Source organism: Teichococcus wenyumeiae (genome assembly GCF_003696345.1).
Lineage (GTDB): Bacteria > Pseudomonadota > Alphaproteobacteria > Acetobacterales > Acetobacteraceae > Pseudoroseomonas > Pseudoroseomonas wenyumeiae.
The window spans coordinates 103,974-127,515 of sequence record NZ_RFLX01000014.1 but is presented as its reverse complement, the minus strand read 5'-3'; the positions used below and the strand labels follow the sequence as shown (position 1 = coordinate 127,515).

The following is a 23,542-nucleotide window of genomic DNA, read 5'->3' as shown; positions in this document are numbered from 1 at the left end:
CTGCCAGCCGCACGGCGGCGCCACCTGCCCGGAGCCCTCTTCCCATGCATCGCCGCATGCTGATCGTCGCTGCCTCAGCCCTTTTCCTGGCGCCCGGCATGGTGCTGGCGGCGCCCGATGAGACGGCGCTGCGGGCCCTGAACCGCGCGGTGGTGGAAGCGGCGGTGCTGCCCGGCTACCGCGCCTTCGCCACCGCCGCCACCAGCTTCGCGGCCAGTCTGGCCGCCCTCGGCAAGGCCCCGGCCGATGCCGCCGCCCTGCAGGCCGCCCGGCAGGGCTGGGCGGATGCGATGCTGGCCTGGCAGGGGGTGCGCCACCTGCGCTTCGGCCCGGCGGAGCTGTTCAGCCGCCACCAGCGCGTGGAGTTCTGGCCAGACCCGCAGGATACGGTGGGCCGCGACCTGGCGGATGCCATCGCGCGGCGGGACGCGGCATTGCTGGATGTGCGGCCGGAATCCCTTTCCAACATCACCACCCTCGGCCTGCCCGCCGCCGAGCGGCTGCTGTTCGGCGAGGGCGCGGCGCCCCGGCTGGCGGCCGGCGATGCCGAGGCCGCCTATTGCGCCGCGCTGCTGGGCGCGGTGGGGGCCACGGTGGCCGCCATCGCGCGGGACATGCTGGAAGGCTGGAGCACCGGCCCCAATCCCTATGCGACCGTGATCGTCGAGCCCCGCGCGCCCTATGCCTCGCCCAAGGATGCCACGCTGGAGCTGTTCCGCGCCATGCATGGCGCGGTGGGGGGGGTGGCGGGGCGCAAGCTGTCCGAGGCGCTTGCCAGCGGCCAGCCGCAGCGGCTGGAATCCTGGCGGTCGGAACTCTCCGGCCGCGAGCTGATCGTCGATGTCGCGGCGGCGCGGGCGATGTTCCGCAGCGGCTTCGGCCCGGCGCTGGAGAAGGACGGGCAGGGGGAGTTGGCAGCGCTGCTGTCCCGGGCCTTCGAGAGCACCACCGCCGCGGCCGAGGCGCTACCCCTGCCGATCGAACGCGCGCTGGCCCAGCCGGAGCAGCGGGCGCGGGTGCAGGCCTTGCAGACAGAGGCCATCGCCCTGCGCGACCTGCTGGCGGAACGCCTGCCTCCCGCATTGGGGATTCCCTCTGCCGTGACCACCTTGGAAGCGAACTGATCAGGCCCGAAGGCTGGACAAGCCGGCTCATCGGGCGCAGGAGCCCGCCCCATGTCCGATCACGCCCATTCCGCCGAGGACGAAGGCCTCGACGCCCTCTTCGCCGGCTACCGCCAGTTCCGCCAGAGCGTTTGGCCGGAGCGGCGGAAGCTCTTCGAGACCCTGGCACGCGACGGCCAGCACCCACGCGCGCTGGTCATCTGCTGCTCCGACAGCCGGGTGGACCCGGCGATGGTCTTCGGCGCGGCGCCGGGCGAGCTGTTCATTATCCGCAACGTCGCCAACCTCGTGCCGCCTTACAAGCCGGATGGCGACTACCACGGCACCTCCGCCGCGCTGGAATTTGCTGTGCGCGTGCTGCAGGTCCCGCGTATTATTGTGCTTGGGCACGCCATGTGCGGCGGCGTGCACGCCTTGCTGAACGGCTTTCCCGAAAGCGCGCGGGACTTCGTCGCGCCCTGGATGCGCATAGCCAATGAGGCCCGCAGCCGCGCCCTGGCCTGCGACCCCGTCGATGCCCAGACCGCCTGTGAGCAGGAGACGGTGAAGCTCTCGCTCCGGAACCTGCGCGGCTTCCCCTGGGTGGCGGAACGGCTGGCTGAGGGCAAGCTGCGCCTCTATGGCGGCAGCTTCGACATTCGTTCGGGCATGCTCACGCTGCTCAAGGATGACGGCAACTTTCACCCGGCTTAAGCGTTGCCGCGCCACAGCATGCCTCATTCCGGACTGATCAGGGCCGCAGGTCCGCCTTGTCCGGAGTGTTTGCTGTCAGCCTGAGACAAGGAGTACCAGTATCTTGAACCGCCGCGATGCTTTGCTCGGAGCCTTGTCGCTGTCCACGCTCTTCATAGCGGAGGAGACGGCACATATGTCCGAAGCGCAGGCAGCTGGGCCGGCGGAGGCGCCTTTCGACGGCAACACGGTACGGGAGGCCGCGCGCGCCCTGGCCGCCCAGCCCTACAAGGCGCCGAGCGAGGACCTGCCGGCACCGCTGGGCGATCTTGGTTACGACCAATACCGTGACATCCGCTTCCGCCCCGACCAGTCGCTGTGGCGGCCGGAAGGGCTGCCCTTCCAGATGCAGCTGTTCCATCGCGGCTTCCTGTACAAGCCGCGGGTCGAGATGTTCGAGGTCTCGGATGGCGTGGCGCGGCCCATCCGCTACAATCCGGATCTGTTCACCTTCCAAAACATGCCGCGGCCGCCGAACGAGGATCTCGGCTTCGCCGGCTTCCGCCTGCACGCGCCGATGAACCGGCCGGAATATTACGACGAGGTCTGCGCCTTCCTGGGCGCCAGCTATTTCCGGGCGATCGGCAAGGGGCATATCTACGGCCTTTCCGCGCGTGGCCTGGCGCTGAACACGGCGGACCCGAAGGGCGAGGAATTCCCGCTCTTCCGCTCCTTCTGGGTGGAGAAGCCGCGGGAAGGCGTGAACGCCATCACCGTGCATGCGCTGCTGGACAGCCCTTCCTGCGCCGCCGCCTTCCGCTTCGCCATCCGCCCGGGGCCGACCACGGTCTTCGACGTGGAATCCACCGTCTATCCCCGCACGGACATCACCACCGTGGGCGTGGCGCCGTTGACCAGCATGTTCTGGTTCGCCCCCCTCAACCGCGCCGGCCGTGACGACTGGCGCCCGGCGGTGCATGACAGCGATGGGCTGCTGATGCTGACCGGGCGGGGGGAGCGTATCTGGCGCCCGTTGAACAACCCGCGCGACCTCCAGGTCTCCATCTTCAGCGACAGCAATCCGCGTGGCTTCGGCCTGATGCAGCGCCGCCGCGACTTCGCGAGCTACGAGGACCTGGAAGCCCGCTACGAGAAGCGGCCGAGCCTCTGGATCGAGCCGATCGGCGACTGGGGCCAGGGCGCGGTGCATCTGGTCGAGATCCCGACCAATACCGAGATCCACGACAACATCGTGGCTTTCTGGCGCCCGAAGGACCCGCTGAAGGCCAAGGGTGAATACCGCTATACCTTCCGCATGCACTGGTGCAACGAGGCGCCGGTGGACCCGGCCCTGGCCCGCATCACGGCCGTCTATTCGGGGGCCGGCACGCAGCAGGGCCTGCGCTATTTCGTGCTGGATGCCGAGGGCGGCGCGCTGCGCGACCTGCCTGCCGACGCCAAGCCCGAGTTGATCGTCACCGCCAACCAGGGCGAGATCCGCAATCCCGTGGCCTATCGCAACCCGGAGAATGGCGGCTGGCGCATCGCCTTCGAGCTGGCGCCGGGGGATATCCGCGGCATTGAGCTGCGGGCGGAATTGCGGAGCGGCGCGCAGCCGCTGGCCGAGACCTGGCTCTACCGTTGGACGGCCTGAAGCCCATGGACGGGGCCGGCATCAACAGGGGCTGGCAGGCCCTGCCACCGGAAGCACCGATGGAGATGCCGGTGCAGTCGCTACGCGCCCGCCCGTCGCGGCGCCCCGGCGGCATGCCATCGCGCCCGATGGCCAGTTGGCTGCGGCGCCTGCTGGTGGTGGGCGGCGCCATCCTGCTGACCCTCTTCGCGGCGCGCGAGATGTCGCTGGTGCTGAACAGCGGCAAGCCCACGGTGCTGGAAGCCATCGTGCTGGTGCTCTTCGTCGTGCTCTTCGCCTGGATCGCGCTGTCCTTCGTCAGCGCCTGCTGCGGCTTCGTGCGGCTGCTGATCGGGCCGGACAAGCGCCTGGGCATCGAGGATGAGGGCCCGCCGCCCATGCCAAGCGGCGTCACCGCGCTGCTGATGCCCACCTATAACGAGGACCCCAGCCGGGTGATGGCCGGGCTGCAGGCCATCCATACCTCGCTGACGGAAGCGGGGGCGATGGACCGCTTCCATATCTTCATCCTCAGCGACAGCACCGACCCCGCCGCCTGGATCGCCGAGGAAGCCGCCTTCCTCGACCTGCGCCGCCGCACGGGCGACGAGACGCGCATCTTCTACCGCCGCCGCCCCAAGAACATCGAGCGCAAGGCTGGCAATATCGCGGAATGGGTGCGCCGCTTCGGCGGCGCCTATCCGCAGATGCTGGTGCTGGACGCCGACAGCGTCATGACCGCCGACACCATCATGCGGCTGGCCGATGCGATGGAGCGGCACGAGGATGTCGGCCTGATCCAGACGCTGCCGATCATCACCGGTGGTAGCACGCTCTTTGCCCGCATGCAGCAGTTCGCCGGGCGCGTCTACGGCCCGCTGATCGCCGAGGGCATCGCCTGGTGGCATGGCGGGGAAGGCAACTACTGGGGCCACAACGCCATCATCCGCACCGAGGCCTTCGCCACGGCCGCCGGCCTGCCGGAGCTGCGCGGCCGCAAGCCCTGGGGCGGCCATATCCTCAGCCACGACTTCGTGGAGGCCGCGCTGATGCGGCGCGCCGGCTGGGCCATCCACATGGTGCCCTGGCTGCGCGGCTCCTATGAGGAAAGCCCGCCCTCGCTGATGGACCTGGCGGTGCGCGACCGCCGCTGGTGCCAGGGCAACCTGCAGCACATGGCCGTGCTGCCGACGCGCGGGCTGCACTGGGTCAGCCGCCTGCACCTGATGACGGGCATCGGCTCCTACATCACGGCGCCGATCTGGCTGGTCTTCCTCTTCACCGGCATCCTGCTCTCGCTGCAGGCCCGCTTCATCCGCCCGGAATATTTCCCCGCCGGGCCCAGCCTCTTCCCGGAATGGCCGACCGTCGACCCGGTGCGCGCCATGTGGCTGTTCATCGGCACCATGGCGCTGCTGCTGGCGCCCAAGCTGATGTCCTGGATCGCGCTGCTCTTCCACCCGCGCGACCGGCGCGGCTGTGGCGGCGCCATCCGTACGCTGATCTCGATGCTGCTGGAGACGGTGATCGCCGGCCTGCTGGCGCCGGTGACGATGCTGACGCAGTCGATGGATGTCTTCTCCATCCTGCTGGGCCGGGATTCCGGCTGGTCGGCGCAGCGGCGCGACGATGGCTCCATGCCCTTCGGACAGATCGTGAAGCTCTATTGGCGGCACACCGCCTTCGGCCTGGCCTTTGGCGTGGTGGCCTGGCTGGTCTCGCCTTACCTGGCGCTTTGGATGTCGCCGGTGATTCTGGGCCTCGCGCTGGCCATTCCGCTGGCCTCGCTGACGGCGCGGCGTGACCTGGGCCTTGGTCTGCGCCGGCTGGGCCTGCTGCTGGTGCCGGAGGAAAGCGAGACGCCCAAGGTCCTGACCGATGCCGTCATCTTCCGCCGCCAGCGGGAGGAATCGCCAGCATTGCCCGGGCCGCAGGCCCTGTTTCAGGAACCGGCGCTGCTGGAAGCGCATCGCCGCATGCTGCCGGCGCCGCGCCGCCCTCGCCAGGACCCCTTCGACGCCACGCTGCTGGTCGGCCTGGCCAAGGCGGAGGAGGCCGAATCGCTGGATGAGGCCCTGCATAGCCTGAGCCGCGCCGAGCTGGCGGCGGTGCTGGCCGACGGCCATGGCGTGTCCCGGCTGAGCACGCTCGCCGGGAAGGCCTGACCTCGACCGGCAGGTCTGGTGCGAGGGCCGCGTTCGCGCGGCCCTTTTCCATCGATGCAACGGACATTACGCCCGTGCGGCCCATCCCGGTTGCGGGCTCTACGCTGTGTCGCCCGTCTTACGTGGTAGCGGCCAAGGCTGGGCCGTTCCTTTTACTTCGTGTTAGTTGAAAACCATTCTCAGATGCTCTGCGTCTGCAAATCATTCTCTACAAAACGTTGAAGATGAATGGTTTGAGTTTATGCAATCATGCTGGCTGCGATGCGTTCACACGGTATTCGCCCTTCAGTTCTTCGAGGAGGTTACCATGTCGCTTGCTCAAACCGCTGACGTTGCCTGCACGAAGTGCAAGTTCTTCGACGACCACGTGGCCCAGATGCAGGCCAAGGACGACGGCCTGTGCCGCTACAACCCGCCGGTGAACCAGCCGAGTGAGAAGGCGCACGGCCTGTGGCCGGTGGTGTCACGCACGGACTGGTGCGGTCACTTCAGCTTGGACGGCGCCGCGACGGCCGGCAACGCCGATTGATTGCTGCTGAACCGGCTGACCCTGCGGGCAGCTTGCCTTAAGCTGCCATTTCCGCGCTCTGTTTCAGCCGGTTCGCATCTCCTCTTCAAGATCCCTCGGCGCCAGCGCGCCTGAGGTGACCAACTGTGGGCCGATCCGATCGCGTGGAGATGCTAGGGAAACAGGGAGCTGGAGCCTTAGCGGTGAGCCGGGCCGAGCGGATTAGGCGCTAGCGACTTGGCGGCGCGTCCATGGGGTGCGGCGCCGGATCTTTTCCGCTGAAGCCGAGCGCTTGCAGCACCCCGATTGAGTGCTCGGCCGAGACATGGTGGATGAAGGTGCCGCCCTTCTTCTCCCATCCCTCGCGGGCGGCTGCACGGTCATCCACCAGCACATGTCCGGGCCCGGACCAGCGCGGCTTGTCCCGGCTCATGCAGGTGATGACGGGTACATGCGCCCCCAGCATCCGCGCCACCCAGCGCGTCTTCTGCGCCGGGGCCCAACTGCCCAGCGGCAGGCCAGTCAGGATGGTAGGGTGGTGCGGCGCGCAGAACTGCCACAGCGCCTCCGCGTCCTGCATGAATTCCAGCGTCTCGAAGAATTTCGGCGCCTTGGACAGGGCGCCCCACATGGTCTTCAGCGGCAGTTCCTCCGGCCGCTTGCCGGTCACCTGCCGCACGCCGCTGTCGAAATCGGCCAGGACCCCATCGAGGTCGAGGAACAGCTTCATCATCCCCATTCGGGCCTTTCGTCCATTTCGCCGGGGCATAACGCATCGGCCCGGCAATGGGATGAACGGCCGGTGGGTGGCTCGACAAGCCGGGGCACCGGGCGCAGTTTTGGCACCAGTCGGGCGGCTCCTGTCGCCGCCAGCGGCCCAAGGAGTGCCCCATGCAGAACACCGAAGAGATCTGGCGCCTCGTCGATGAGCGCCAGCAGCCGTTCATCGAGCTCAGCGACACCGTCTGGGGCATGCCCGAGCTGGCCTATAACGAGCACCGCTCCGTAGCCGAGCATAAGAAGGTGCTGGAAGCGCATGACTTCCGCATCACCGAGAATGTTGCCGGCATTCCCACCGCCATCATGGGCGAGGCGGGCGAGGAAGGCCCGGTCATCGCTATCCTGGGTGAGTATGACGCGCTGCCCGGCCTGAGCCAGGAAGCCGGCGTGGCCGAGCACCGGCCGATTCCGGGCGCTGGCCATGGTCATGGCTGCGGCCACAACCTGCTGGGCGCCGGCGCGCTGCTGGCCGCCACGGCGGTGAAGGACTACCTGGAGCAGAACGGCATCAAGGGCCGCGTGCGCTACTACGGCTGCCCGGCCGAAGAGGGCGGCGCCGCCAAGGCCTTCATGGTGCGGGATGGCGCCTTCAAGGATGTGGATATCGCCATCTCCTGGCACCCGGCGCCCTTCGCGGCGGTGAACGAGGCCAATTCGCTAGCCAATACCCGCATCGACTTCACCTTCGTCGGCCGCAGCAGCCACGCCGCCGCCGCGCCGCATCTGGGCCGCTCCGCCCTCGACGCCATCGAACTGATGAATGTCGGCGTCAACTACATGCGCGAGCATATGCCGAGCGACGCGCGCATCCATTACGCCTATCTCGACGCTGGCGGCATCGCGCCCAACGTGGTGCAGGGCAAGGCCACCGTCCGCTACCTGATCCGCGCCACCGACCTGCCGGGCCTGCGCGGGCTGATGGAGCGCGTGCGCAAGATCGCCGACGGCGCCGCGCTGATGACCGAGACCTCGGTCACCACCAAGACCGTCTCCGCCGTCTCCAACCTGCTGGGCAACAGCCCGCTGGAGCGTGCGATGCAGAACAACATCGAGCGCCTGGGCCCGCCGCCCTTCGATGACGAGGACCGCGCTTTCGCCGCCGAGATCCAGAAGACCCTGACGCCGGAGGATATCGCCTCCGCCTTCAAGCGCATGGGCGTGCCGGTGCGGCGCGGCGTGCCGCTCGCGGACCAGATCATCCCGCTGGAAGCCAAGGGCGCCGCCATGGTGGGCTCCACCGACGTGGGCGATGTTTCCTGGGTGGTGCCGACGGTGCAGGCGCGGGGCGCGACCTATGCCATCGGCACGCCGGGCCATTCCTGGCAGCTCACGGCCCAGGGTAAGTCGCCGCTGGCGCACAAGGGCATGGTGCATGTGGCCAAGATCATGGCCGGCGTGGCCGTGGATGCGCTGCGCGACCCCAGGCTGATCGAGGCCGCCAAGGCCGACCTGGCCGAGCGCACCGCGGCCGACCCCTATGTCTGCCCGCTGCCGGACGACCTGACGCCGCCCATCCACATGGGCAAGAACTGAGGAGGGGAAGGGGGCTTCGGCCCCCTTTTTCAATGGCGCGCGCTGCTGGAGAAGAGGTTCACCACCAGCACCCCGGCCAGGATCAGGCTGAGCCCGATCACGGCCGGTAGGTCCAGCTTCTGCCCGAAGACCACCCAGCCCACGGCCGAGATCAGCACGATGCCGAGGCCGCTCCAGATCGCATAGGCGATGCCGACGGGAATGCCGCGCAGGGCCAGGGAGAGGAAGAAGAAGGCGCCCAGATAGCCCAGCGCCATCAGCAGCGTCGGCCATGGCCGGGTGAACTGCTGCGAGGCCTGGAGCGCGGAGGTGGCAATGACCTCCAGCACGATCGCCACCAGCAGCGGCAGATAGGTCCGCAGCACAAGCCACCTGTTCAGGGGAGATTTGGTGCGGGTGGTCGGACTCGAACCGACACTCTGTCACCAGAAGCGGATTTTGAGTCCGCCGCGTCTACCATTCCACCACACCCGCACGGTGCGTGCCGCTCTTCTCCCAGCCTTTGGCACCGATTTCAAGAGCCCCTGCCATCGAAACACGTTGCATGGTGCCGTTGGGGGCGCGTGCTATGCTGCAACCAACCCTCCGCCGGGCCATATAAGCCCGGTCCGCCCGAGAGGCTGCTACGATGACTCAGCACGCTACCCACCGCCCTGACCCCGAGATCTCGGCCTCCGGCATGGCGGGCCTCGACCCCGTCTGGTCCCGCATCCGCTGGGAAGCCGAGGATGCCGCGCGGCGGGAGCCGGAGCTGGCGGGCTTCATGCACGCGGCGGTGTTGCAGCACGAGACGCTGGAATCCGCCCTGGCCAGCCGCGTGGCGGACCGGATGGACCATTCCGACCTGCCCACCACCCTGCTGCGCCGCAGCCTGGAACGCGTGCTGACCGAGCAGCCGGACCTCGCCCTGGCCGTGCGCGCCGATATCATGGCCGTGGTGGATCGCGACCCCGCCACCAACCGGGCCGTGGAGCCGCTGCTCTATTACAAGGGCTTCCATGCCCTGGCGGCGCACCGGCTGGCGCATCACCTCTGGAAGGAAGGGCGGCGGGACTTCGCGCTCTGGCTGCAGTCCCGCGCCTCCGTGGTGTTCCAGACGGACATCCATCCCGGCGTGCGGATCGGCAAGGGCATCTTCCTGGACCATGCCACCGGGCTGGTGGTGGGCGAGACCGCCGTTGTCGAGGACGATGTCTCCATCCTGCAAGGCGTCACGCTGGGTGGCACCGGCAAGGAAAGCGGCGACCGGCACCCCAAGATCCGCCACGGCGTGCTGATCGGCGCGGGGGCCAAGGTGCTGGGCAATATCGAGGTCGGCTGCTGCGCCCGCATCGCCTCCGGCTCAGTGGTGCTGAAGCCGGTGCCCTCGGGCTCCACCGTCGCCGGGGTCCCGGCCAAGGTGGTGGGGCAGGCGGGCTGCGCCGAGCCTTCCCGCGCCATGGACCAGACGCTGGACGGCGTCTGAGTTTAACCCTTCGTCACTTGCTGGCTTACGGAAGCGGCGCGACAAGACAGCCATGCCTCTGCTGATCGCCATCCTCGCCGCCACCGCGCCCCTTGCCGCCATGGCGACGGAGCGCTGGGGCGGGCTGAACCCCTGCCTGCTCTGCCTCTGGCAGCGCTGGCCCTATTGGGTGGCGGCGGTGCTGGCGCTGCTGGCCTACCTCCTGCCGCGCCGGCTGATGCTGGCGCTGGCCGGCCTCGCCATCCTGACCTCCGGCGCCTTCGCCGTGGTGCATCTGGGGGTGGAGGCGAAGTGGTGGCCCTCGCCGCTGCCGGGCTGCGTGGCGCCCAACGCCAGTGCCGGGCAGAGCGTGGAGGAGATGCTGGCCAGCCTCTCCCCCCGCCCGGCCAAGCCCTGCGACGAGCCCACCTACCTCGTGTCCGGCCTGCCCATCTCGATGGCCGGGATGAACCTCATCTATGCAGTGGCGCTAGGCGGCGTCGCGCTCTGGGGCGCGCGCCGCCTGAGGTGAACGGCGCGGCACCAGCGCAGGGCTGACGCCCGGCCTCCGCGCATGCCAGGATGCGACATGCGCCCCCTGTTCCGCCTCGCCACTGGCCTGACCCTGTCGCTGCTGGCGGCCTGCGCCACCGAGCCTGCGGGGCCGGACCCCGCCATGCTGGCCCTGGTGGCCCGCCTGCCACAGACGCTGGGGGGCTTCGAGCTGCAGGAATCCATCCCCAGCCCCGCCGGGACCCAGCCCAACCACACCTGGAGGGCGCGCTACGTGCATCCTGCCTCCGGCTCCACGGCGCAGGTGCTGATCGGCGCGCCGCTGGTGCCGCCACTGCCGGATGGCCCGGATTCCCCAACGGTGCGGGATACCACCAACCTGCTGGCGCTGGCGGCCCAGGCGGGGGCCGGCGGTGGCGGGCTGACCCGCGTGCCGGATTTCGGTGTCGGCGCTCCCGGCCGGGCGCGCGAGCTGCGCTGCTCCGACCTGCGGCTCCAGGCGCCAGGCGGCACGGCGCCGGTCGCGCGCATCATGAGCTGCACCACGGGCGTGGAGGGCGGGCTGGTCTCGGTCGGGCTCTTCGCGCGCCATCCGGCGGATCAGGCGGATGTGGCGCGGCTTTTCCTGGTCAGCTTCGCGTTGCAGGTGACGCGCGTGCTGCGCGGCACCGAGGCGCCACCCCCCGCCGCGCCGGATGAGGCGCCCGACGGCGCCCGCCTGTTCCGGCTGTGACGCGCCCTCAGCCTTCCAGCTCGCTGTCCCAGTAGAGATAGTCCCGCCAGCTCTGGTGCAGGCTGTGGGGCGGGAAGGCGCGGCCGTTTTCCTGCAATTCCCAGCTGGTCGGCTGGCGCGGCTCCTGGCGCGGGAACATCTTGATCTCGCGTGGCAGCTTGCTGCCCTTGCGCAGATTGCATGGGCCGCAGGCGGTCACGACGTTCTCCCAGCTTGTCCGCCCACCGCGGGAGCGGGGGATGACATGGTCGAAGGTCAGGTCGTGGGTCGGCATCTCCTCCCCGCAATAGACGCAGGAGAAGCGGTCCCGCAGAAAGACGTTGAAGCGGGTGAAGGCCGGCCGGCGGGCGGAAGGGATGTATTCCTTCAGCGCGATGACGCTGGGCAGGCGGATGACCTGGCTGGGGGAATGCACCTCGGTCTCGTATTCCGAGAGCACGGAGACGCGGTCGAGATACACGGCCTTCACCGCGTCCTGCCAGGACCATAGGGATAGCGGATAGTACGACAGCGGACGGAAGTCCGCGTTCAGCACCAGGGCAGGGAACCCTTGACTCCCCGCGGACATCAACCCGTCAGGCAAGCGCCGCTCCTTTTCAGGCCGCGCGCCTCAACCGCTGGGGCTGGACCGAACGGACGAGCCCCAGATGTCGTGGCGCCGTCGGTTTGCCTGAAATTCATGGCAGGTCGGCGAGGCCCGTGCAATATCGGGCCTCGCCAGTTTCATGGCAGCGTCACGCAGACTGGATGCCGGCCGCCGCCCGTTGCAGGAAAAGCGCGCCGGCGGAGAGCCCGGCATCGTCGATGCCGTGGCCAAGCCTGGGGCAGAAGGTGGATTCTACCGGAACCCCCGCCGCCCGCAGCGCCGATTCGGCCTGGCGGCTGGCGGCGGCGGGCACCACCTCGTCCACCTCCCCATGCACCAGCAGCACCGGCGGGCGGGATACGATCTCCTGCGCCAGCGTCTCGGCGCCGATCAGCATGCCGGAATAGGCCATGATGCCGGCCACCGGCTCCTTCCGGCGCAGGCCGGCGTAGAGCGCCATCATCGCGCCCTGGCTGAAGCCCATCAGCACCACGGCGGAGGCGGGCAGGCCATAGGTGGCGCAGGCCTCGTCGATCATGGCATCCAGCGCCGGCCGCGCCACCTGCACGCCCGCCAGCCGCGCGGGAGGGGAACGGTCCGAAAGGCTGAACCACTGCCGCCCGAAGGGGGCGCCGTCATGCGGCTCCGGCGCGTGGGGGGAAAGGAAGACGGCGTCCGGCGCGGCATTGCCCCAGTGGGGCGCCAGGTCGATCAGGTCATTGCCGTCGGCGCCGAGGCCGTGCAGCAGGAAGACAATCATCTTCGGCGCGCCGCCGTTCTTGGGGCCCCATTTCGGTCCAGTCATCGTGGCCATCCGGTGCCGATCCTCTTGCTGTGGTGCGGGGCTCTCCGCTACGCGCGATCGGGCATGGCCGCAACCATCGTCACCCGCTTCGCCCCCAGCCCCACGGGCCGGCTGCACCTGGGGCATGCCCATTCCGCGCTGCTCGGCTGGCAGGCGGCGCGGGAGGCCGGCGGGCGCTTCCTGCTGCGCATCGAGGATATCGACCCCGTCCGCTGCCGCCCCGAATTCACCCAGGGCATCCTGGAGGACCTGCGCTGGCTGGGCCTGGACTGGGACGGGGAGCCCCGCATCCAGTCCCGCCACCTGCCGGATTACCGCGCGGTGCTGGACCGGCTGGAGGGGATGGGCCTGCTCAATCCCTGCTTCTGCACCCGCGCCGATATCGCGCGGGAGGTGGCGGCCATCGGCCACGCGCCGCATGGGCCGGATGGGCTGCTCTACCCCGGCACCTGCCGCCGCCTGTCGCCGCGCGACCGCGCCGCGCGCATCGCGGCTGGCGAGCCTTATGCCCTGCGGCTGGACATGGCGGCGGCGCTGGCCCGGCTGGATGCGCCATTGTTCTTCGAGGAAGCCGGCCGGGGCCGGCTGCGCTGCGACCCCGCCCGCTTCGGCGATGTGGTGCTGGCCCGCAAGGATATCCCGGCCTCCTACCACCTCTGCGTCACGCATGACGACGCGCTGCAAGGCGTGACGCTGGTAACGCGCGCCGAGGACCTGCTGCCCGCCACCGACCTGCACCGGCTGTTGCAGGCGCTGCTGGGCTGGCCGGCGCCGCGCTACCGCCACCATCCGCTGCTGCTGGGGCCGGATGGCAAGCGCCTGTCCAAGCGTGACAACGCGCCCACCCTGGCTGCGCTGCGCGAGGCGGGGCAGAGCCCGGCGGCGGTGCGGGCCCTGGCGATGGGCGGGGCTACTTCCCCTGCGGGCGCGCCAGCTTCGCCAGATCGAAGCGGGTCATGAGCTGGGTCAGGACCTCGGGGTCCTTGATGCCGCTGCCTTCCAGCTTGATGGCGACATTGCCCCGTGCCAGCGTCAGCTCGGCACTCTCCTCATCGCGTTGCAGCACGGCATTGTCGCCGCCGATCCGCACCCGCTTGGCGCCTTTGCCGAGCATGGCCGGGTTGTTGACCATGGAGGCCAGCGCCTGGATCATCGGGCTGTCCACAAGCACGGTGGCCTTGATGCTGCTGTCATCGCTGCGGGTATAGGTGCGCTCCACCAGCACGCCGCCGCCCAGCATCTGCGCCGCCAGGGCGCTGCCGGCGCCATCGTCGCTGCTGTCCTCCAGCGTCCAGCCCGCGGGCGCGGCCGGGAAGAGGGCGGCATAGAGCGCGTTGCGCTTCTGGTGCAGGGCGTTCAGCGCGAAATTGGTCTCGGTCAGGGCGCCGGAGACGTCGCCCTGGCCATAGAGCTGCCGGGCGCGGTCCAGCCCTTCGGAAATCTCGTCGGCCCGGGCGGTGCCGGCGGCCAGCATCGCCGCCACGGCCAGGGTGGTGATGCGGAATCGTTGGTTCATGGAAATGCTCCTCCGGCCGCGCCTTAGCATCGCCACGCCGGAAGGGCAGGGGGAAGCAGGCGGGGCCGCCGTCACGAATGCGACAGCCCCGCTCAGGCTGGGCGCTCAGGCCCGGCCGTAGGTATCCTCGAATCGGACGATGTCGTCCTCGCCGAGATAGGAGCCCGACTGCACCTCGATCAGCGTCAGCGGGATCATGCCGGGGTTCTCCATCCGGTGGACGCAGCCCAGGGGCAGATAGACCGATTCGTTCTCCCGCAGCAGGATGCGCTCGGCATCGCGCTCGACGATGGCGGTGCCGTTCACCACCACCCAGTGCTCGGCGCGGTGGAAGTGCTTCTGCAGCGACAGCTTCTGGCCCGGCTTGACCGAGATCTTCTTCACCTGGAAGCGGTCGCCCTGGATCAGCCCTTCATAATGGCCCCAGGGGCGATAGGCACGGCGGTGTTCCGTGGCTTCCTTGTGCTTGGCCTTCTTGAGCTGGCTCAGCAGCGTCTTGACGTCCTGGGAACGGTCGCGGTGCATCACCAGCACGGCGTCGTCGGTGACCACGGTCACCACGTCCTCCAGGCCCACCACGGCGGTCAGGATGCCTTCGCTACGCACGTAGCAGTTCTTGGCATCCAGCAGCTCGACCGGGCCGACGGTGGCATTGCCCTGCGCGTCCCGGTCCGAGACCTCCCACAGCGCGCTCCAGGAGCCCACGTCGGACCAGCCGATGGAGGCCGGCACCACGGCGGCATGGGCGGTCTTCTCCATCACGGCATAGTCGATGGAAATGTCCGGCGCGCGCTCGAAGGGCTCGGCGGCCAGGCGGATGAAGTCGAGGTCCCGCGTGGCCTCGCCGACGGCGCTGCGCACGGCCGCCAGCAGCGACGGGGCCAGCCGCTCCAGCTCCGCCAGCAGGGTCGCGGCGGTGGCGACGAACATGCCGGAGTTCCAGAGATGCCTGCCGCCGGTCAGGAAGCCCTCGGCCGTGGCCACATCCGGCTTCTCGACGAAGCGGGCGATGCTGAAGACGCCGTCCAGCCCCTCCAGCGGCTCGCCGGTCTCGATATAGCCGTAGCCGGTCTCGGGCGAGGTGGGCTGCATGCCGAAGGCCACGATCCGCCCGGCGCGGGCGGCGGCGGCGGCGCGGTCCAACGCGGCGGAGAGGGCGGCGGTGTCCGAGATGGCGGCATCGGCCGCCATCAGCCAGAGCACGGCGCCCGGGTCCTGCTCATGCGCGATCAGGGCGGCGGCGGCGATGGCCGGGGCGCTGTTGCGGGCCACAGGCTCCAGCACGATGGTCGGCTTGGCGACCCCTGCCGCCTGCAATTGCTCGGCCACCATGAAGCGGTGGGCCTGGTTGCAGACGATGATGGGGGCACTGAACCCGCTGCCCATGGCGCGGGCCACGGTGTCCTGCAGCATGGTCGTGTCCACTGAAACCAGGGGCCAGAACTGCTTCGGATATCCTTCCCGGGACAACGGCCACAGCCGGCTGCCGGTGCCGCCAGATAGCACGACCGGCACGATCCGCTGGGAGTTGGCTTCGACCATCTTGTTCGTCTGATCCTATCTGAGACGCGACGATGGAGCATAAGGAGCGAGGGCCACAAAGAAAAGCCGCCCCGAACAGATGTCCGGGGCGGCTCGCCGGCAGGTGCCGGATGGTCAGGGCGGGTGGGCGGCGTCAGCCGGCCATCGCCTCTTCCTTCTTCTTGCGCAGGCCGGGCAGCAGCATCAGGCCCAGGGCCAGGGCACAGATGACCAGCAGCACGGCGCTGATTGGGCGCTCGATGAACACCGACACGCTGCCGCGGGAGAGCAGCATGGCGCGGCGGAGGTGTTCCTCCATCATCGGGCCCAGCACGAAGCCCACCAGAAGGGGCGCCGGCTCCATCTTCAGCTTGTTGAACACATAGCCGAGGATGCCGAAGAAGACGGTGGCATAGACGTCGAACACGTTGTTGTTAATGGAATACACGCCGATCGCACAGAAGGTCAGGATCGCCGGGTACATGTACTTGTAGGGAACCTGCAGGAGCTTCACCCACATGCCGATCATCGGCAGATTGATGACCAGCAGCATGACGTTGCCGATCCACATGGAGCAGATCAGGCCCCAGAACAGGTCGGGCTGGCTTTCCACCATGCGCGGGCCGGGCTGGATGCCCTGGATGATCAGCGCGCCCACCATCAGCGCCATGACGGCGTTGGAGGGGATGCCCAGCGTCAGCAGCGGGATGAAGGAGGTCTGCGCCGCCGCGTTGTTGGCGGCTTCCGGACCGGCCACGCCCTCGATGGCGCCGTTGCCGAACTGGGCCCGGCCCTTCGACATCTTCCGCTCCATCATATAGGAGCCGAAGGAGGCGAGGGAGGCGCCGCCGCCCGGCAGGATGCCCAGCACGGAACCGATGATCGTGCCGCGGACAACCGACGGGATGGAGCGCTTGACCTCTTCCCTGGTCAGGAAAAGGCTGCCGACCTTGGCGGTCAGCACGCTGCGGACTTCCGGGCGCTCCAGGTTCAGGATGATCTCGGAGATGCCGAAGACGCCCATGGCCATGGCCGCGAAGTCCAGGCCGTCCGACAGTTCCGGCACCCCGAAGGTGAAGCGCTGCTGGCCGGTCTGCACGTCCGTGCCCACCAGGCCGAGCGCGACGCCGAGGACCACCATGGCCACCGACTTCAGCACCGAGCCCTGCGCCAGAACGGCCGAGATGATCAGGCCGAGCAGCATGAGGGAGAAGTAGTCGGCCGGGCCGAAGCTCAGCGCCACTTCCGTCAGCAGCGGGCCGGAGGCCGCGACCAGCAGTGTGGCGACGGAGCCGGCGATGAAGGAGCCGACCGCCGAGATGGTCAGCGCCGCGCCCGCACGGCCGTTGCGCGCCATCTTGTAGCCTTCCAGCGTCGTGACGACGGAGGAGACCTCGCCTGGAAGGTTCAGCAGGATGGCCGTGGTCGAGCCGCCGTACTGCGCGCCGTAATAGATGCCGGCGAGCATGATGATGGCGGTGGTGGCCGGCTGGCCGAAGGTGATGGGCAGCAGCAGCGAAATAGTGGCAACCGGTCCGATGCCCGGCAGCACGCCGATCGCGGTACCGATCAGCGCGCCCAGCAGGGCGAAGAGCAGGTTGTCGAAGCTCATCGCGACGCCGAAGCCGTGCGCGAGGTTACTAATGAGGAGATCCATTGGTCGTCCCTACCCTTGGCGGCTCAGAAGAAGGTCGGCCAGATATTCACGCGGATATCGAGTTCGTGGATGAACACCCACCAGCACAGCGCGATCAGGAACACGACGCAGGCGGCAACGCCCAGCGGACGGTGCTCCTTGTCCGCGAAGGCCGCGACGACCACCATGATGGCGATGCTGAGGAACAGCCCGCCGGCATCGAGCAGCACGCCGAAGAGGGACATGCCGGCCAGCACTGTGGCCAGCACCCGCCAGCCCGGGCTGATCGCCAGGATGAACATCGCGATGACGATGGACAGGCCCAGGGCGTACCAGTTGGTGGACAGCGCGGGCACCGTGCTCAGCAGCTGGTAGCCCAGCAGGCCGGCGGCGATCGCCAGCGCCAGCGTGACGAAATCGATCTTGGTCCACTTCTCCAGCGGGTCGGTGCCGCCAAAGAAGGATGTAACAAACACAATGGCGCCTAGGCCGAGTTCCAGCCAGAACACGAGCATCGGCATGTAGCCAGGGCCCATGCGCCGGGCATTGCCCAGCGTGTGGTCCATGTTCAGCCAAAGGCCGAGACCCGCCAGCACCAGCAGAAAGATGCCAGAGGCAAGGTCTTTCGCGTTGATCTTCATGCCGATCCTTTCTTGAACCTCCGCGTGCGGCAGGCACGCCTTAACGCTTAGAAGAAGACGAGTGGGAGTCAGTGTTGATGTTGCCGGAGCCAAGTCTTGGCCCTGTGCGCAGCGCGGAGTGCCGCGATTCGAAGCGGATGACAATCCCGCCGTGTACGGCAAAATCCAGGGCTTTCTTGCCCCCCGCCGGCTTCCTCCTCCCCCATTCGTACGAAGCAGGCCACCTATGTCATCATCGCCGGGCGACGGCAATAACCATGCTCACGATGAAGAGAACTTCATTCGGCTCGTTGTAGCAAGAAAGTTGCGTCAGGTGCAGTTTGCTCGAACCTTCCTCTCAGGATCGCAAGAACATGAACGACTTTACACATATCAATGACCCGTCGCGCCGCATCCGCGAGGCCGCCGCGGCGCTGGCGCCGCGCCTGGTGGAACTCCGCCGCGACATCCACACGCATCCTGAGCTGGCCTTCGAGGAGGTGCGTACCAGTGGAATCGTGGCCGCGGAACTGGAGCGCATGGGAATCGCGCACCGCACCGGGGTCGGCCGCACCGGCGTGCTCGGCTTCATCGAGGGCGGCCGCCCCGGGCCGACGCTGGCCATCCGCGCCGACATGGACGCCCTGCCGATCCACGAGGAAACCGGCCTGCCCTTCGCCAGCCAGACGGACGGCAAGATGCATGCCTGCGGGCACGACATCCACACCGTTACATTGCTGGGCGTTGCTTCGGTCCTGAAGGATCTGGCGCCGCATTTCGCCGGGCGTGTCGCCCTGGTCTTCCAGCCCGCCGAGGAAACGCTTGAAGGCGCGGACGCCATGATCGCCGATGGCGCGCTGGAGGGCGTGGACATGGCCCTGGGCTTCCACAACCACCCGGACATGCCCACCGGCCGCTTCGGCTACGTGCGCGGCGCCTGCCTGGCGGCAGCGGATAAGTTCGACCTGATCATCCGCGGCAAGTCCGGCCATGCGGCGCATCCCTATGCGGCGGTGGACCCCATCGTGGCGGCGGCGCATTTCGTGACCCAGGCGCAGACGGTGGTTTCGCGCGAGATCAAGCCGCTGCAACCGGCGGTTGTCACCATCGGCCAATCCACCGGCGGCACAACCTATAATATCATTCCTGAGCGTGTTCACCTGAAGGGTTCCGTTCGCACTCTGCATCCCGAGGCGCGCGATACCGCCGAAGCCGCGCTGCGCCGCCTGGCGGAAGGCATCGCGGTCGGTATGCGGGTCGAGGCGCAGATGGACTACCAGCGCAAGGTGCCGCCGCTGCTCAACAGCGACCGCGTGCTGGAACCGGCGCTCGTCGCGCTGGCGGACCAGTTCGGCATGGACTTCGTCGATGAAGGCGAGCCCAGCATGGGTTCCGAGGATTTCTCGGCCTTCGCGACGCGGGTGCCGGCGTTGCAGCTGCGTATTGGCTCTTCCGCGCCAGGGCGGCAGGATGCGCTGCATAACGCCAAGTACCAGCCTGACGAGGGCTGCATTCCGGCGGGGGTGGAGGCGCTGTCGCGCGTCGCGCTGCAACTGCTGGGCTGAGAACAGGACATAGAATGAAAATCTGCGTATTCGGCGCCGGTGCCATCGGCGGCCATGTGGCGACGCGGCTGGCACTGGGCGGGGCGGATGTCTCGGTGGTGGCGCGCGGCGCGCATCGTGACGCCATGGCCGCCGAGGGCCTGACCGTCGAGGCCAAGGACGGCACGCACAAGGTCCACCCCCGCGTCGGCAGCCCGCAGGAGCTGGGCGTGCAGGATGCGGTGATCGTCACCGTCAAGGCGCCGGCGCTGCCCAGCGTCGCGGAGGCGATCGGCCCGCTGCTGGGGCCGGAGACCACCGTCGCCTTCGTCATGAACGGCATCCCCTGGTGGTATTTCGACCGCCACGGCGGCGCGCTGGATGGCCGCCGCCTGCCGGAGATCGACCCCGGCGAGGCCATCCGCAAGGCGGTGGGCGTGGAGCGGACGCTGGGCGGCGTGGTCTATTCCGCCTGCACCGTGAAGCAGCCCGGCCATATCTTCGTGGAGAACGCGACCAACCGCGTGGTGCTGGGCGAGCCCGACGGCAGCGCCAGCCCGCGCGCCGAGGCCATCGCCGAAGTCTTGAAGAAGGGCGGCATGGGCGGCGAGGTGACGCAGGACATCCGTGGCGAGATCTGGACCAAGCTGGCCATGAACCTCGCCTTCGGGCCCTTCGCCATCCTCTCCCGCATGGGTTCCGGCGGCGCGGCGCGGGACCCGGTGGTGCGCACGGCCATGGTGCGCGCCCTGCAGGAGTGCAACGCCATCGCCCGGGCGCTGGGCCATGACGTGAACCTGGACGCGGAGAAGCGTGTGGCTTCCATCAGCCGTTCCAACCACAAGGCCTCGATCCTGCAGGACCTGGAACTGGGGCGGCCGATGGAAGTCGCCGCCATGTTCCGCGTGCCGCTGGAGATGGCCCGCATGGCGGGGGTGGAGACGCCGGTGCTGGACCTCGCCGTGGCGCTGGCGGTGCAGCAGGCGACCGAGGCCGGGCTCTACAAGCCCGCCGCGTAGGGAATGGGCGCGGGGTGGGCCGGGATCGCGGCCTGCCCCAGCACCCAGCCTTCCCAATGCCGCACCCAGGGGTCTTCCGGCACCACATCCGGCCGCGCCCCTGACAGCACGCCGATGACGCAGAGCAGCCCGAGCAGGCTGTCGAACCGGTCCTCGGCCACCGCATCCGTGCCGAAGCCATGCTCCATCGCCCGTTCCAGCGCCGCGCCGGGCCGTACGCCGAGGCGCGCCATGGCCAGGTGCAGGGAAGGGGCGGCGGCGAGCCGCGCTTCCCGCGCCCGCTTGCTGCCGGCGAGCTTCACGCCGAGATGCCGCATCGCCTCCGCCGGATAGGTTTCCGCCAGCACCGCCACGCCCGGCGCCAGCAGATCCCGCACCAGCCCCTCGAAGGGCCAGAGCCGGTAGGGCGCGCCGAAGGCCAGGGCAGGGGAGAGCCAGTCCCGCCAGGCGCTGATGGCGGCCTTGCCGGTCTGGTTAGCGCCGAGGGTCCAGAACAATGGCGCGCCGGCCGGGCGCTCGGTGGTGGCGAGGTCGCAGAGGCGGGAAAGCCCCGCCGCGCCCGCCATGCCCAACGCCGCCGCATGCGCCGCGCGCGTCATGCCCTTGGTGCCGCGCGCCGGGTAGAAGGGGCGCTGGGCCGAGACCTCCTCCAGCCCGGCGGCGACACGGAAGAAATCCGGCGTCCCGGCCAGCCCGCGCAGGAAGGGCAGGAAGCCGGCTTCATCCCGCCCGGCGGCATAGGCGCGCGGCAGGCCCAGCGGCAGGTCGAGCCCCAGCAGCAGCGGCGCGCCATGTTCCAGCAGCCGGCGCACCAATATGCTAGGGTCGCCGACCGGCGCGGGAGCCTCGGCCTGCCAGATGCCGTCCCGGCAGAAGGCGATGCTGACCCATCGCTTGCCGGGATCGACGCTCCAATCGGCATGTGCCGCTATCAGGGAAGGTTCAGCCATGCGCTACACCCGCACGGCCCGCCTGCTGCACTGGCTGACAGTGGCGCTGCTGCTGGGCCTCGCGCCCCTGGGCCTGTGGCTGGGATGGGCGCCGCCGGAGGACGAGGCGCTGAAGCTGCGGCTCTATATGTGGCATGAAAGCCTGGGCTTCCTGCTGCTGCCGCTGACGCTGTTCCGCCTGTTCTGGCGCTGGCGCCACCCGCCGCCGCCCGGTGGGCCGGTGCAGCCCGCCATCCTGGCCCGGATCGCCCTGGCGAACCACGCGGCGCTCTATCTGCTGCTGCTGGTGCAGCCGGTGCTGGGCATGCTGGCCACCACGGCCTGGGGCTTTCCGCCCAGCCTTTTCGGCCTGCTGCCCCTGCCGGCGCTGATCGGCGAGAACCAAGCCATCGCCCCGGGCCTGACCAGCCTGCACGGCTGGGTGGCCCTGACGCTCGGCCTGCTGGTGCTGCTGCATGCCGGCGCCGCGCTGGTCTGGCACGGGTTGATCCGCCGCGACGGGCTGCTGCGGCGGATGCTCTAGACGGCTCAGAGCGGCTTGGTGGCCTTCTGCATCAGGCGGGCAAAGAAGCCCTGCTTCTTCGGCTCGGCCGAGGGGGCGGCCTTGGCGGCGGCGGCCAGCAGGGCCTCGCGCTCCTGCGCCTTCAGCTTCAGCCACTGCTCCAGCGTCTTGCCGGCCTTGGCGGCGCGCTTGGCTTCATAGGCGCGCTGGCCCTCGCTCATGCGGGGGGCGGTGGTGTCGCTCGTCTTGGCCATCGATGCTCGGTCCCTGCGCGGCCAGTTGGTGCCGCATGCGCCAGATGCCCGCTGCGGCCCGTCGCATCAAGGGGCTTGCGCATCGGCCGGTGCTAGCCTTCCCTGGTGTGCATGGAACCGAGACTGAAGGCCGGCCTTTGGGCCAGCATGGCCATCCGCATGGCGGACCTGGCCGGACGCCCCGCCATGGTGCTGCGCAAGGGGGACGAGGATGCGGGCGGCATCCTCTGCGTGCTGCGGGGGCGGGAAGGCTGCGTGGTGCTGGTCCAGACGCGGGACGCCGAGGGCCGCCCCGCCTGGATGCGCGGCACCGGCAAGGACCCGGTGCCGGAGCCGGAAGCCGATGCCTATGTCGCCCGCCAGACGGCGCGCGACCCCGACCTCTGGGTCATCGAGTTCGAGGCGCCGGACTTCGTGCCGCCCTTCGAGGCAAGGCTGATCTAGAAGCGGCGCGGGCCGGGGCCCGCGCCCGGCCGCTCAGCAGACGAAGTCGTTCTCCGCCACCCGGCCGCCCTGGGCCACGGCGTGGATGTTGCCCCACATCTGGTTGATGGTGCTGGCGAAGTTATCCGCCGCCATGGCCGCGATATGCGGCGTGACCACCGCGTTATCCAGCTTCAGCAGCGGGTGGTCGGCTGGCACCGGCTCGGTCTCGTAGACATCGGTGGCGGCGCCCAGGATCTCCTTGGCCTTCAGCGCCTCCACCAGGTCGCTCTCGATCACCACGCCGCCGCGGGCGCAGTTGATCAGCACGGCCTTGGGCTTCATGGACTGCAGGGCCTTGCGGTCGATCATCCCCTTGGTCTGCGGCGTCATCGGGCAATGGAGGGAGACGATGTCGCACTGCGCCAGGATCTCCGGCACGGTGGCGAAGCGCACGCCCTGGGCCGCCTCTTCCTCGGCGCTCAGCGGGCGGGTCTTGTTGTAGAGCACGGGGCAGCCGAAGGCCTTCACCATCCGCGCCACATTCTGCCCGATGGCGCCATAGCCGATGATGCCCACGGTCTTGCCCGAGATCATCAGGCTTTCCTTGGGCAGGGTGGTGGTGCGCCAGGCGCCGTTCTCGCGCAGGGTGGCATGGCCGAAGGCGAGGTTGCGCAGCAGCGCGATCATCAGCCCGACTGCGAATTCCGCCACCGGTACCGCATTGCTGCCTGTGGTGCGGGCGACGGTCACGCCCTGCGCCTTGGCGGCTTCCAGGTCGAAATTGTCGACGCCCACGCCCCACTTGTGGAGCAGCTTGGCCTTGCCGGCGGCGGCCAGCAGGTCGGCATCCACCGGGATCTGGCCGGAGACGATGTAATCCGCCTCGGCCACCAGCGCCTTCAACTCCGCGTAGTCGCGGGTCTTGGCGTGGTCCAGCGTCAGGCCTGGGGGCAACAACGCCCGCATCCGCTCGGCGGTGGAGGGCGTGATCGGGTCGAGGACGATGATCTTTTCGCTCATGTCCCAGGCATAATCCGTAACGAGGCGGCCGAAAATGC

The 23,542-nt window shown here is 69.1% G+C and carries 25 protein-coding genes and 1 tRNA gene; 14 read left to right on the top strand and 12 right to left on the bottom strand.

Translation table 11 applies throughout. The annotated features are described in order from the left end of the window. Positions 1-44: 44 nt before the first annotated feature. The 5 genes from EBE87_RS17985 (at position 45) to EBE87_RS17965 (ending at position 6,123) form a co-directional block, all read left to right on the top strand. On the top strand, positions 45-1,124 hold the full coding sequence (locus EBE87_RS17985; protein ID WP_158600839.1) for an imelysin family protein: 1,080 nt from the start codon (positions 45-47) through the stop codon (positions 1,122-1,124). A 51-nt stretch (positions 1,125-1,175) separates the two neighbouring features. Then, positions 1,176-1,817, top strand: coding sequence for a carbonic anhydrase (locus tag EBE87_RS17980; RefSeq protein ID WP_120637378.1), 642 nt, complete (start codon positions 1,176-1,178; stop codon positions 1,815-1,817). A 175-nt stretch (positions 1,818-1,992) separates the two neighbouring features. Then, positions 1,993-3,450, top strand: coding sequence for a glucan biosynthesis protein (locus tag EBE87_RS17975; protein ID WP_120637403.1), 1,458 nt, complete (start codon positions 1,993-1,995; stop codon positions 3,448-3,450). A gap of 5 nt (positions 3,451-3,455) precedes the next feature. Continuing rightward, positions 3,456-5,594, top strand: a complete 2,139-nt coding sequence (gene mdoH / locus EBE87_RS17970; RefSeq protein ID WP_120637402.1) for a glucans biosynthesis glucosyltransferase MdoH — start codon at positions 3,456-3,458, stop codon at positions 5,592-5,594. Positions 5,595-5,901: 307 nt separating this feature from the next. After that, positions 5,902-6,123, top strand: a complete 222-nt coding sequence (locus EBE87_RS17965; protein ID WP_120637401.1) for a hypothetical protein — start codon at positions 5,902-5,904, stop codon at positions 6,121-6,123. Between the two features lie 208 nt (positions 6,124-6,331). Here the strand turns inward: EBE87_RS17965 and EBE87_RS17960 are convergent, their stop codons facing one another. Further along, a complete protein-coding gene (locus EBE87_RS17960; protein WP_233553106.1) occupies positions 6,332-6,835 on the bottom strand; it encodes an HAD family hydrolase in 504 nt (167 codons plus the stop codon). A 158-nt stretch (positions 6,836-6,993) separates the two neighbouring features. On the opposite strand from EBE87_RS17960, the gene EBE87_RS17955 reads away from it, so the two are divergent. Then, the gene (locus EBE87_RS17955; RefSeq protein ID WP_120637376.1) at positions 6,994-8,415 is read left to right on the top strand and encodes a M20 family metallopeptidase; all 1,422 of its coding nucleotides are present in this window, start codon (positions 6,994-6,996) and stop codon (positions 8,413-8,415) included. A 29-nt stretch (positions 8,416-8,444) separates the two neighbouring features. Here EBE87_RS17955 and EBE87_RS17950 read toward each other — a convergent pair whose 3' ends face one another. Continuing rightward, positions 8,445-8,777, bottom strand: coding sequence for a DMT family transporter (locus tag EBE87_RS17950; RefSeq protein WP_120637400.1), 333 nt, complete (start codon positions 8,775-8,777; stop codon positions 8,445-8,447). A gap of 26 nt (positions 8,778-8,803) precedes the next feature. Then, a tRNA-Leu gene (locus tag EBE87_RS17945) sits at positions 8,804-8,889 on the bottom strand. A gap of 154 nt (positions 8,890-9,043) precedes the next feature. Here EBE87_RS17945 and cysE point away from each other — a divergent pair. The 3 genes from cysE to EBE87_RS17930 are packed head-to-tail and all read left to right on the top strand — an operon-like array spanning position 9,044 to position 11,105. Continuing rightward, positions 9,044-9,880 carry a serine O-acetyltransferase gene (cysE, locus tag EBE87_RS17940; protein ID WP_120637375.1) on the top strand — a complete coding sequence of 279 codons (837 nt, stop codon included), beginning with the start codon at positions 9,044-9,046 and terminating at the stop codon, positions 9,878-9,880. Positions 9,881-9,932: 52 nt separating this feature from the next. Then, positions 9,933-10,391, top strand: a complete 459-nt coding sequence (locus tag EBE87_RS17935; RefSeq protein WP_120637374.1) for a disulfide bond formation protein B — start codon at positions 9,933-9,935, stop codon at positions 10,389-10,391. A 57-nt stretch (positions 10,392-10,448) separates the two neighbouring features. Beyond that, a complete protein-coding gene (locus tag EBE87_RS17930; protein WP_120637373.1) occupies positions 10,449-11,105 on the top strand; it encodes a hypothetical protein in 657 nt (218 codons plus the stop codon). 7 nt (positions 11,106-11,112) lie between these two features. Here EBE87_RS17930 and EBE87_RS17925 read toward each other — a convergent pair whose 3' ends face one another. Both EBE87_RS17925 and EBE87_RS17920 read right to left on the bottom strand, forming a co-directional pair. After that, complete coding sequence (locus tag EBE87_RS17925) at positions 11,113-11,673, bottom strand: HNH endonuclease (protein WP_120637372.1); 561 nt, start codon at positions 11,671-11,673, stop codon at positions 11,113-11,115. A gap of 166 nt (positions 11,674-11,839) precedes the next feature. Then, the gene (locus EBE87_RS17920) at positions 11,840-12,496 is read right to left on the bottom strand and encodes an alpha/beta hydrolase (RefSeq protein WP_408887730.1); all 657 of its coding nucleotides are present in this window, start codon (positions 12,494-12,496) and stop codon (positions 11,840-11,842) included. 63 nt (positions 12,497-12,559) lie between these two features. Here EBE87_RS17920 and gluQRS point away from each other — a divergent pair, with 63 nt between their 5' ends. Further along, positions 12,560-13,456, top strand: coding sequence for a tRNA glutamyl-Q(34) synthetase GluQRS (gluQRS, locus tag EBE87_RS17915; protein ID WP_120637370.1), 897 nt, complete (start codon positions 12,560-12,562; stop codon positions 13,454-13,456). Here the strand turns inward: gluQRS and EBE87_RS17910 are convergent. The 4 genes from EBE87_RS17910 to EBE87_RS17895 form a co-directional block, all read right to left on the bottom strand. Next, positions 13,407-14,012, bottom strand: a complete 606-nt coding sequence (locus EBE87_RS17910; protein ID WP_120637369.1) for a hypothetical protein — start codon at positions 14,010-14,012, stop codon at positions 13,407-13,409. The genes gluQRS and EBE87_RS17910 overlap by 50 nt on opposite strands. A 105-nt stretch (positions 14,013-14,117) precedes the next feature. Beyond that, positions 14,118-15,554 (bottom strand): mannose-1-phosphate guanylyltransferase/mannose-6-phosphate isomerase, encoded by a 1,437-nt coding sequence (locus EBE87_RS17905; protein ID WP_120637368.1) that lies wholly within the window; start codon positions 15,552-15,554, stop codon positions 14,118-14,120. 133 nt (positions 15,555-15,687) lie between these two features. Continuing rightward, positions 15,688-17,190 (bottom strand): tripartite tricarboxylate transporter permease, encoded by a 1,503-nt coding sequence (locus EBE87_RS17900; RefSeq protein WP_120637367.1) that lies wholly within the window; start codon positions 17,188-17,190, stop codon positions 15,688-15,690. Between the two features lie 23 nt (positions 17,191-17,213). Further along, entirely contained in the window at positions 17,214-17,810 is a 597-nt protein-coding gene (locus EBE87_RS17895; protein ID WP_120637366.1) for a hypothetical protein, read from the bottom strand. Positions 17,811-18,163: 353 nt separating this feature from the next. Here EBE87_RS17895 and EBE87_RS17890 point away from each other — a divergent pair, with 353 nt between their 5' ends. Continuing rightward, the gene (locus EBE87_RS17890) at positions 18,164-19,354 is read left to right on the top strand and encodes a M20 metallopeptidase family protein (RefSeq protein ID WP_120637365.1); all 1,191 of its coding nucleotides are present in this window, start codon (positions 18,164-18,166) and stop codon (positions 19,352-19,354) included. Positions 19,355-19,368: 14 nt separating this feature from the next. Beyond that, positions 19,369-20,352 carry a ketopantoate reductase family protein gene (locus EBE87_RS17885; RefSeq protein WP_120637364.1) on the top strand — a complete coding sequence of 328 codons (984 nt, stop codon included), beginning with the start codon at positions 19,369-19,371 and terminating at the stop codon, positions 20,350-20,352. On the opposite strand, the gene EBE87_RS30345 is transcribed toward EBE87_RS17885, so the two are convergent. Further along, positions 20,334-21,302: a hypothetical protein gene (locus EBE87_RS30345; protein ID WP_120637363.1), complete on the bottom strand. Its 969-nt coding sequence runs from the start codon at positions 21,300-21,302 to the stop codon at positions 20,334-20,336. The genes EBE87_RS17885 and EBE87_RS30345 overlap by 19 nt on opposite strands. On the opposite strand from EBE87_RS30345, the gene EBE87_RS17875 reads away from it, so the two are divergent. Continuing rightward, positions 21,301-21,825 (top strand): cytochrome b, encoded by a 525-nt coding sequence (locus tag EBE87_RS17875; protein ID WP_120637362.1) that lies wholly within the window; start codon positions 21,301-21,303, stop codon positions 21,823-21,825. The genes EBE87_RS30345 and EBE87_RS17875 overlap by 2 nt on opposite strands. A 5-nt stretch (positions 21,826-21,830) precedes the next feature. Here EBE87_RS17875 and EBE87_RS17870 read toward each other — a convergent pair whose 3' ends face one another. Next, positions 21,831-22,058, bottom strand: coding sequence for a hypothetical protein (locus EBE87_RS17870; RefSeq protein WP_120637361.1), 228 nt, complete (start codon positions 22,056-22,058; stop codon positions 21,831-21,833). 111 nt (positions 22,059-22,169) lie between these two features. Between EBE87_RS17870 and EBE87_RS17865 the strand changes: the two genes are divergently transcribed. Then, positions 22,170-22,502 carry a DUF1491 family protein gene (locus EBE87_RS17865; RefSeq protein ID WP_120637360.1) on the top strand — a complete coding sequence of 111 codons (333 nt, stop codon included), beginning with the start codon at positions 22,170-22,172 and terminating at the stop codon, positions 22,500-22,502. Between the two features lie 33 nt (positions 22,503-22,535). Here the strand turns inward: EBE87_RS17865 and EBE87_RS17860 are convergent, their stop codons facing one another. Then, the gene (locus EBE87_RS17860) at positions 22,536-23,504 is read right to left on the bottom strand and encodes a 2-hydroxyacid dehydrogenase (protein ID WP_120637359.1); all 969 of its coding nucleotides are present in this window, start codon (positions 23,502-23,504) and stop codon (positions 22,536-22,538) included. Positions 23,505-23,542 lie beyond the last annotated feature (38 nt).

Excerpts from the sequence above, each read along its gene's own strand:
- EBE87_RS17975 (WP_120637403.1), top strand. The coding sequence starts at position 1,993 with ATGTCCGAAGCGCAGGCAGCTGGGCCGGCGGAGGCGCCTTTCGACGGC.
- EBE87_RS17925 (WP_120637372.1), bottom strand. The coding sequence starts at position 11,673 with ATGTCCGCGGGGAGTCAAGGGTTCCCTGCCCTGGTGCTGAACGCGGAC.
- EBE87_RS17875 (WP_120637362.1), top strand. The coding sequence starts at position 21,301 with ATGCGCTACACCCGCACGGCCCGCCTGCTGCACTGGCTGACAGTGGCG.
- EBE87_RS17900 (WP_120637367.1), bottom strand. The coding sequence starts at position 17,190 with ATGGATCTCCTCATTAGTAACCTCGCGCACGGCTTCGGCGTCGCGATG.
- gluQRS (WP_120637370.1), top strand. The coding sequence starts at position 12,560 with ATGGCCGCAACCATCGTCACCCGCTTCGCCCCCAGCCCCACGGGCCGG.
- EBE87_RS17920 (WP_408887730.1), bottom strand. The coding sequence starts at position 12,496 with ATGACTGGACCGAAATGGGGCCCCAAGAACGGCGGCGCGCCGAAGATG.
- EBE87_RS17865 (WP_120637360.1), top strand. The coding sequence starts at position 22,170 with ATGGAACCGAGACTGAAGGCCGGCCTTTGGGCCAGCATGGCCATCCGC.
- cysE (WP_120637375.1), top strand. The coding sequence starts at position 9,044 with ATGACTCAGCACGCTACCCACCGCCCTGACCCCGAGATCTCGGCCTCC.
- EBE87_RS17910 (WP_120637369.1), bottom strand. The coding sequence starts at position 14,012 with ATGAACCAACGATTCCGCATCACCACCCTGGCCGTGGCGGCGATGCTG.
- EBE87_RS17960 (WP_233553106.1), bottom strand. The coding sequence starts at position 6,835 with ATGATGAAGCTGTTCCTCGACCTCGATGGGGTCCTGGCCGATTTCGAC.
- EBE87_RS17980 (WP_120637378.1), top strand. The coding sequence starts at position 1,176 with ATGTCCGATCACGCCCATTCCGCCGAGGACGAAGGCCTCGACGCCCTC.
- EBE87_RS17870 (WP_120637361.1), bottom strand. The coding sequence starts at position 22,058 with ATGGCCAAGACGAGCGACACCACCGCCCCCCGCATGAGCGAGGGCCAG.
- EBE87_RS17985 (WP_158600839.1), top strand. The coding sequence starts at position 45 with ATGCATCGCCGCATGCTGATCGTCGCTGCCTCAGCCCTTTTCCTGGCG.
- EBE87_RS17955 (WP_120637376.1), top strand. The coding sequence starts at position 6,994 with ATGCAGAACACCGAAGAGATCTGGCGCCTCGTCGATGAGCGCCAGCAG.
- mdoH (WP_120637402.1), top strand. The coding sequence starts at position 3,456 with ATGGACGGGGCCGGCATCAACAGGGGCTGGCAGGCCCTGCCACCGGAA.
- EBE87_RS17905 (WP_120637368.1), bottom strand. The coding sequence starts at position 15,554 with ATGGTCGAAGCCAACTCCCAGCGGATCGTGCCGGTCGTGCTATCTGGC.
- EBE87_RS17935 (WP_120637374.1), top strand. The coding sequence starts at position 9,933 with ATGCCTCTGCTGATCGCCATCCTCGCCGCCACCGCGCCCCTTGCCGCC.
- EBE87_RS30345 (WP_120637363.1), bottom strand. The coding sequence starts at position 21,302 with ATGGCTGAACCTTCCCTGATAGCGGCACATGCCGATTGGAGCGTCGAT.
- EBE87_RS17890 (WP_120637365.1), top strand. The coding sequence starts at position 18,164 with ATGAACGACTTTACACATATCAATGACCCGTCGCGCCGCATCCGCGAG.
- EBE87_RS17965 (WP_120637401.1), top strand. The coding sequence starts at position 5,902 with ATGTCGCTTGCTCAAACCGCTGACGTTGCCTGCACGAAGTGCAAGTTC.
- EBE87_RS17885 (WP_120637364.1), top strand. The coding sequence starts at position 19,369 with ATGAAAATCTGCGTATTCGGCGCCGGTGCCATCGGCGGCCATGTGGCG.
- EBE87_RS17860 (WP_120637359.1), bottom strand. The coding sequence starts at position 23,504 with ATGAGCGAAAAGATCATCGTCCTCGACCCGATCACGCCCTCCACCGCC.
- EBE87_RS17930 (WP_120637373.1), top strand. The coding sequence starts at position 10,449 with ATGCGCCCCCTGTTCCGCCTCGCCACTGGCCTGACCCTGTCGCTGCTG.
- EBE87_RS17895 (WP_120637366.1), bottom strand. The coding sequence starts at position 17,810 with ATGAAGATCAACGCGAAAGACCTTGCCTCTGGCATCTTTCTGCTGGTG.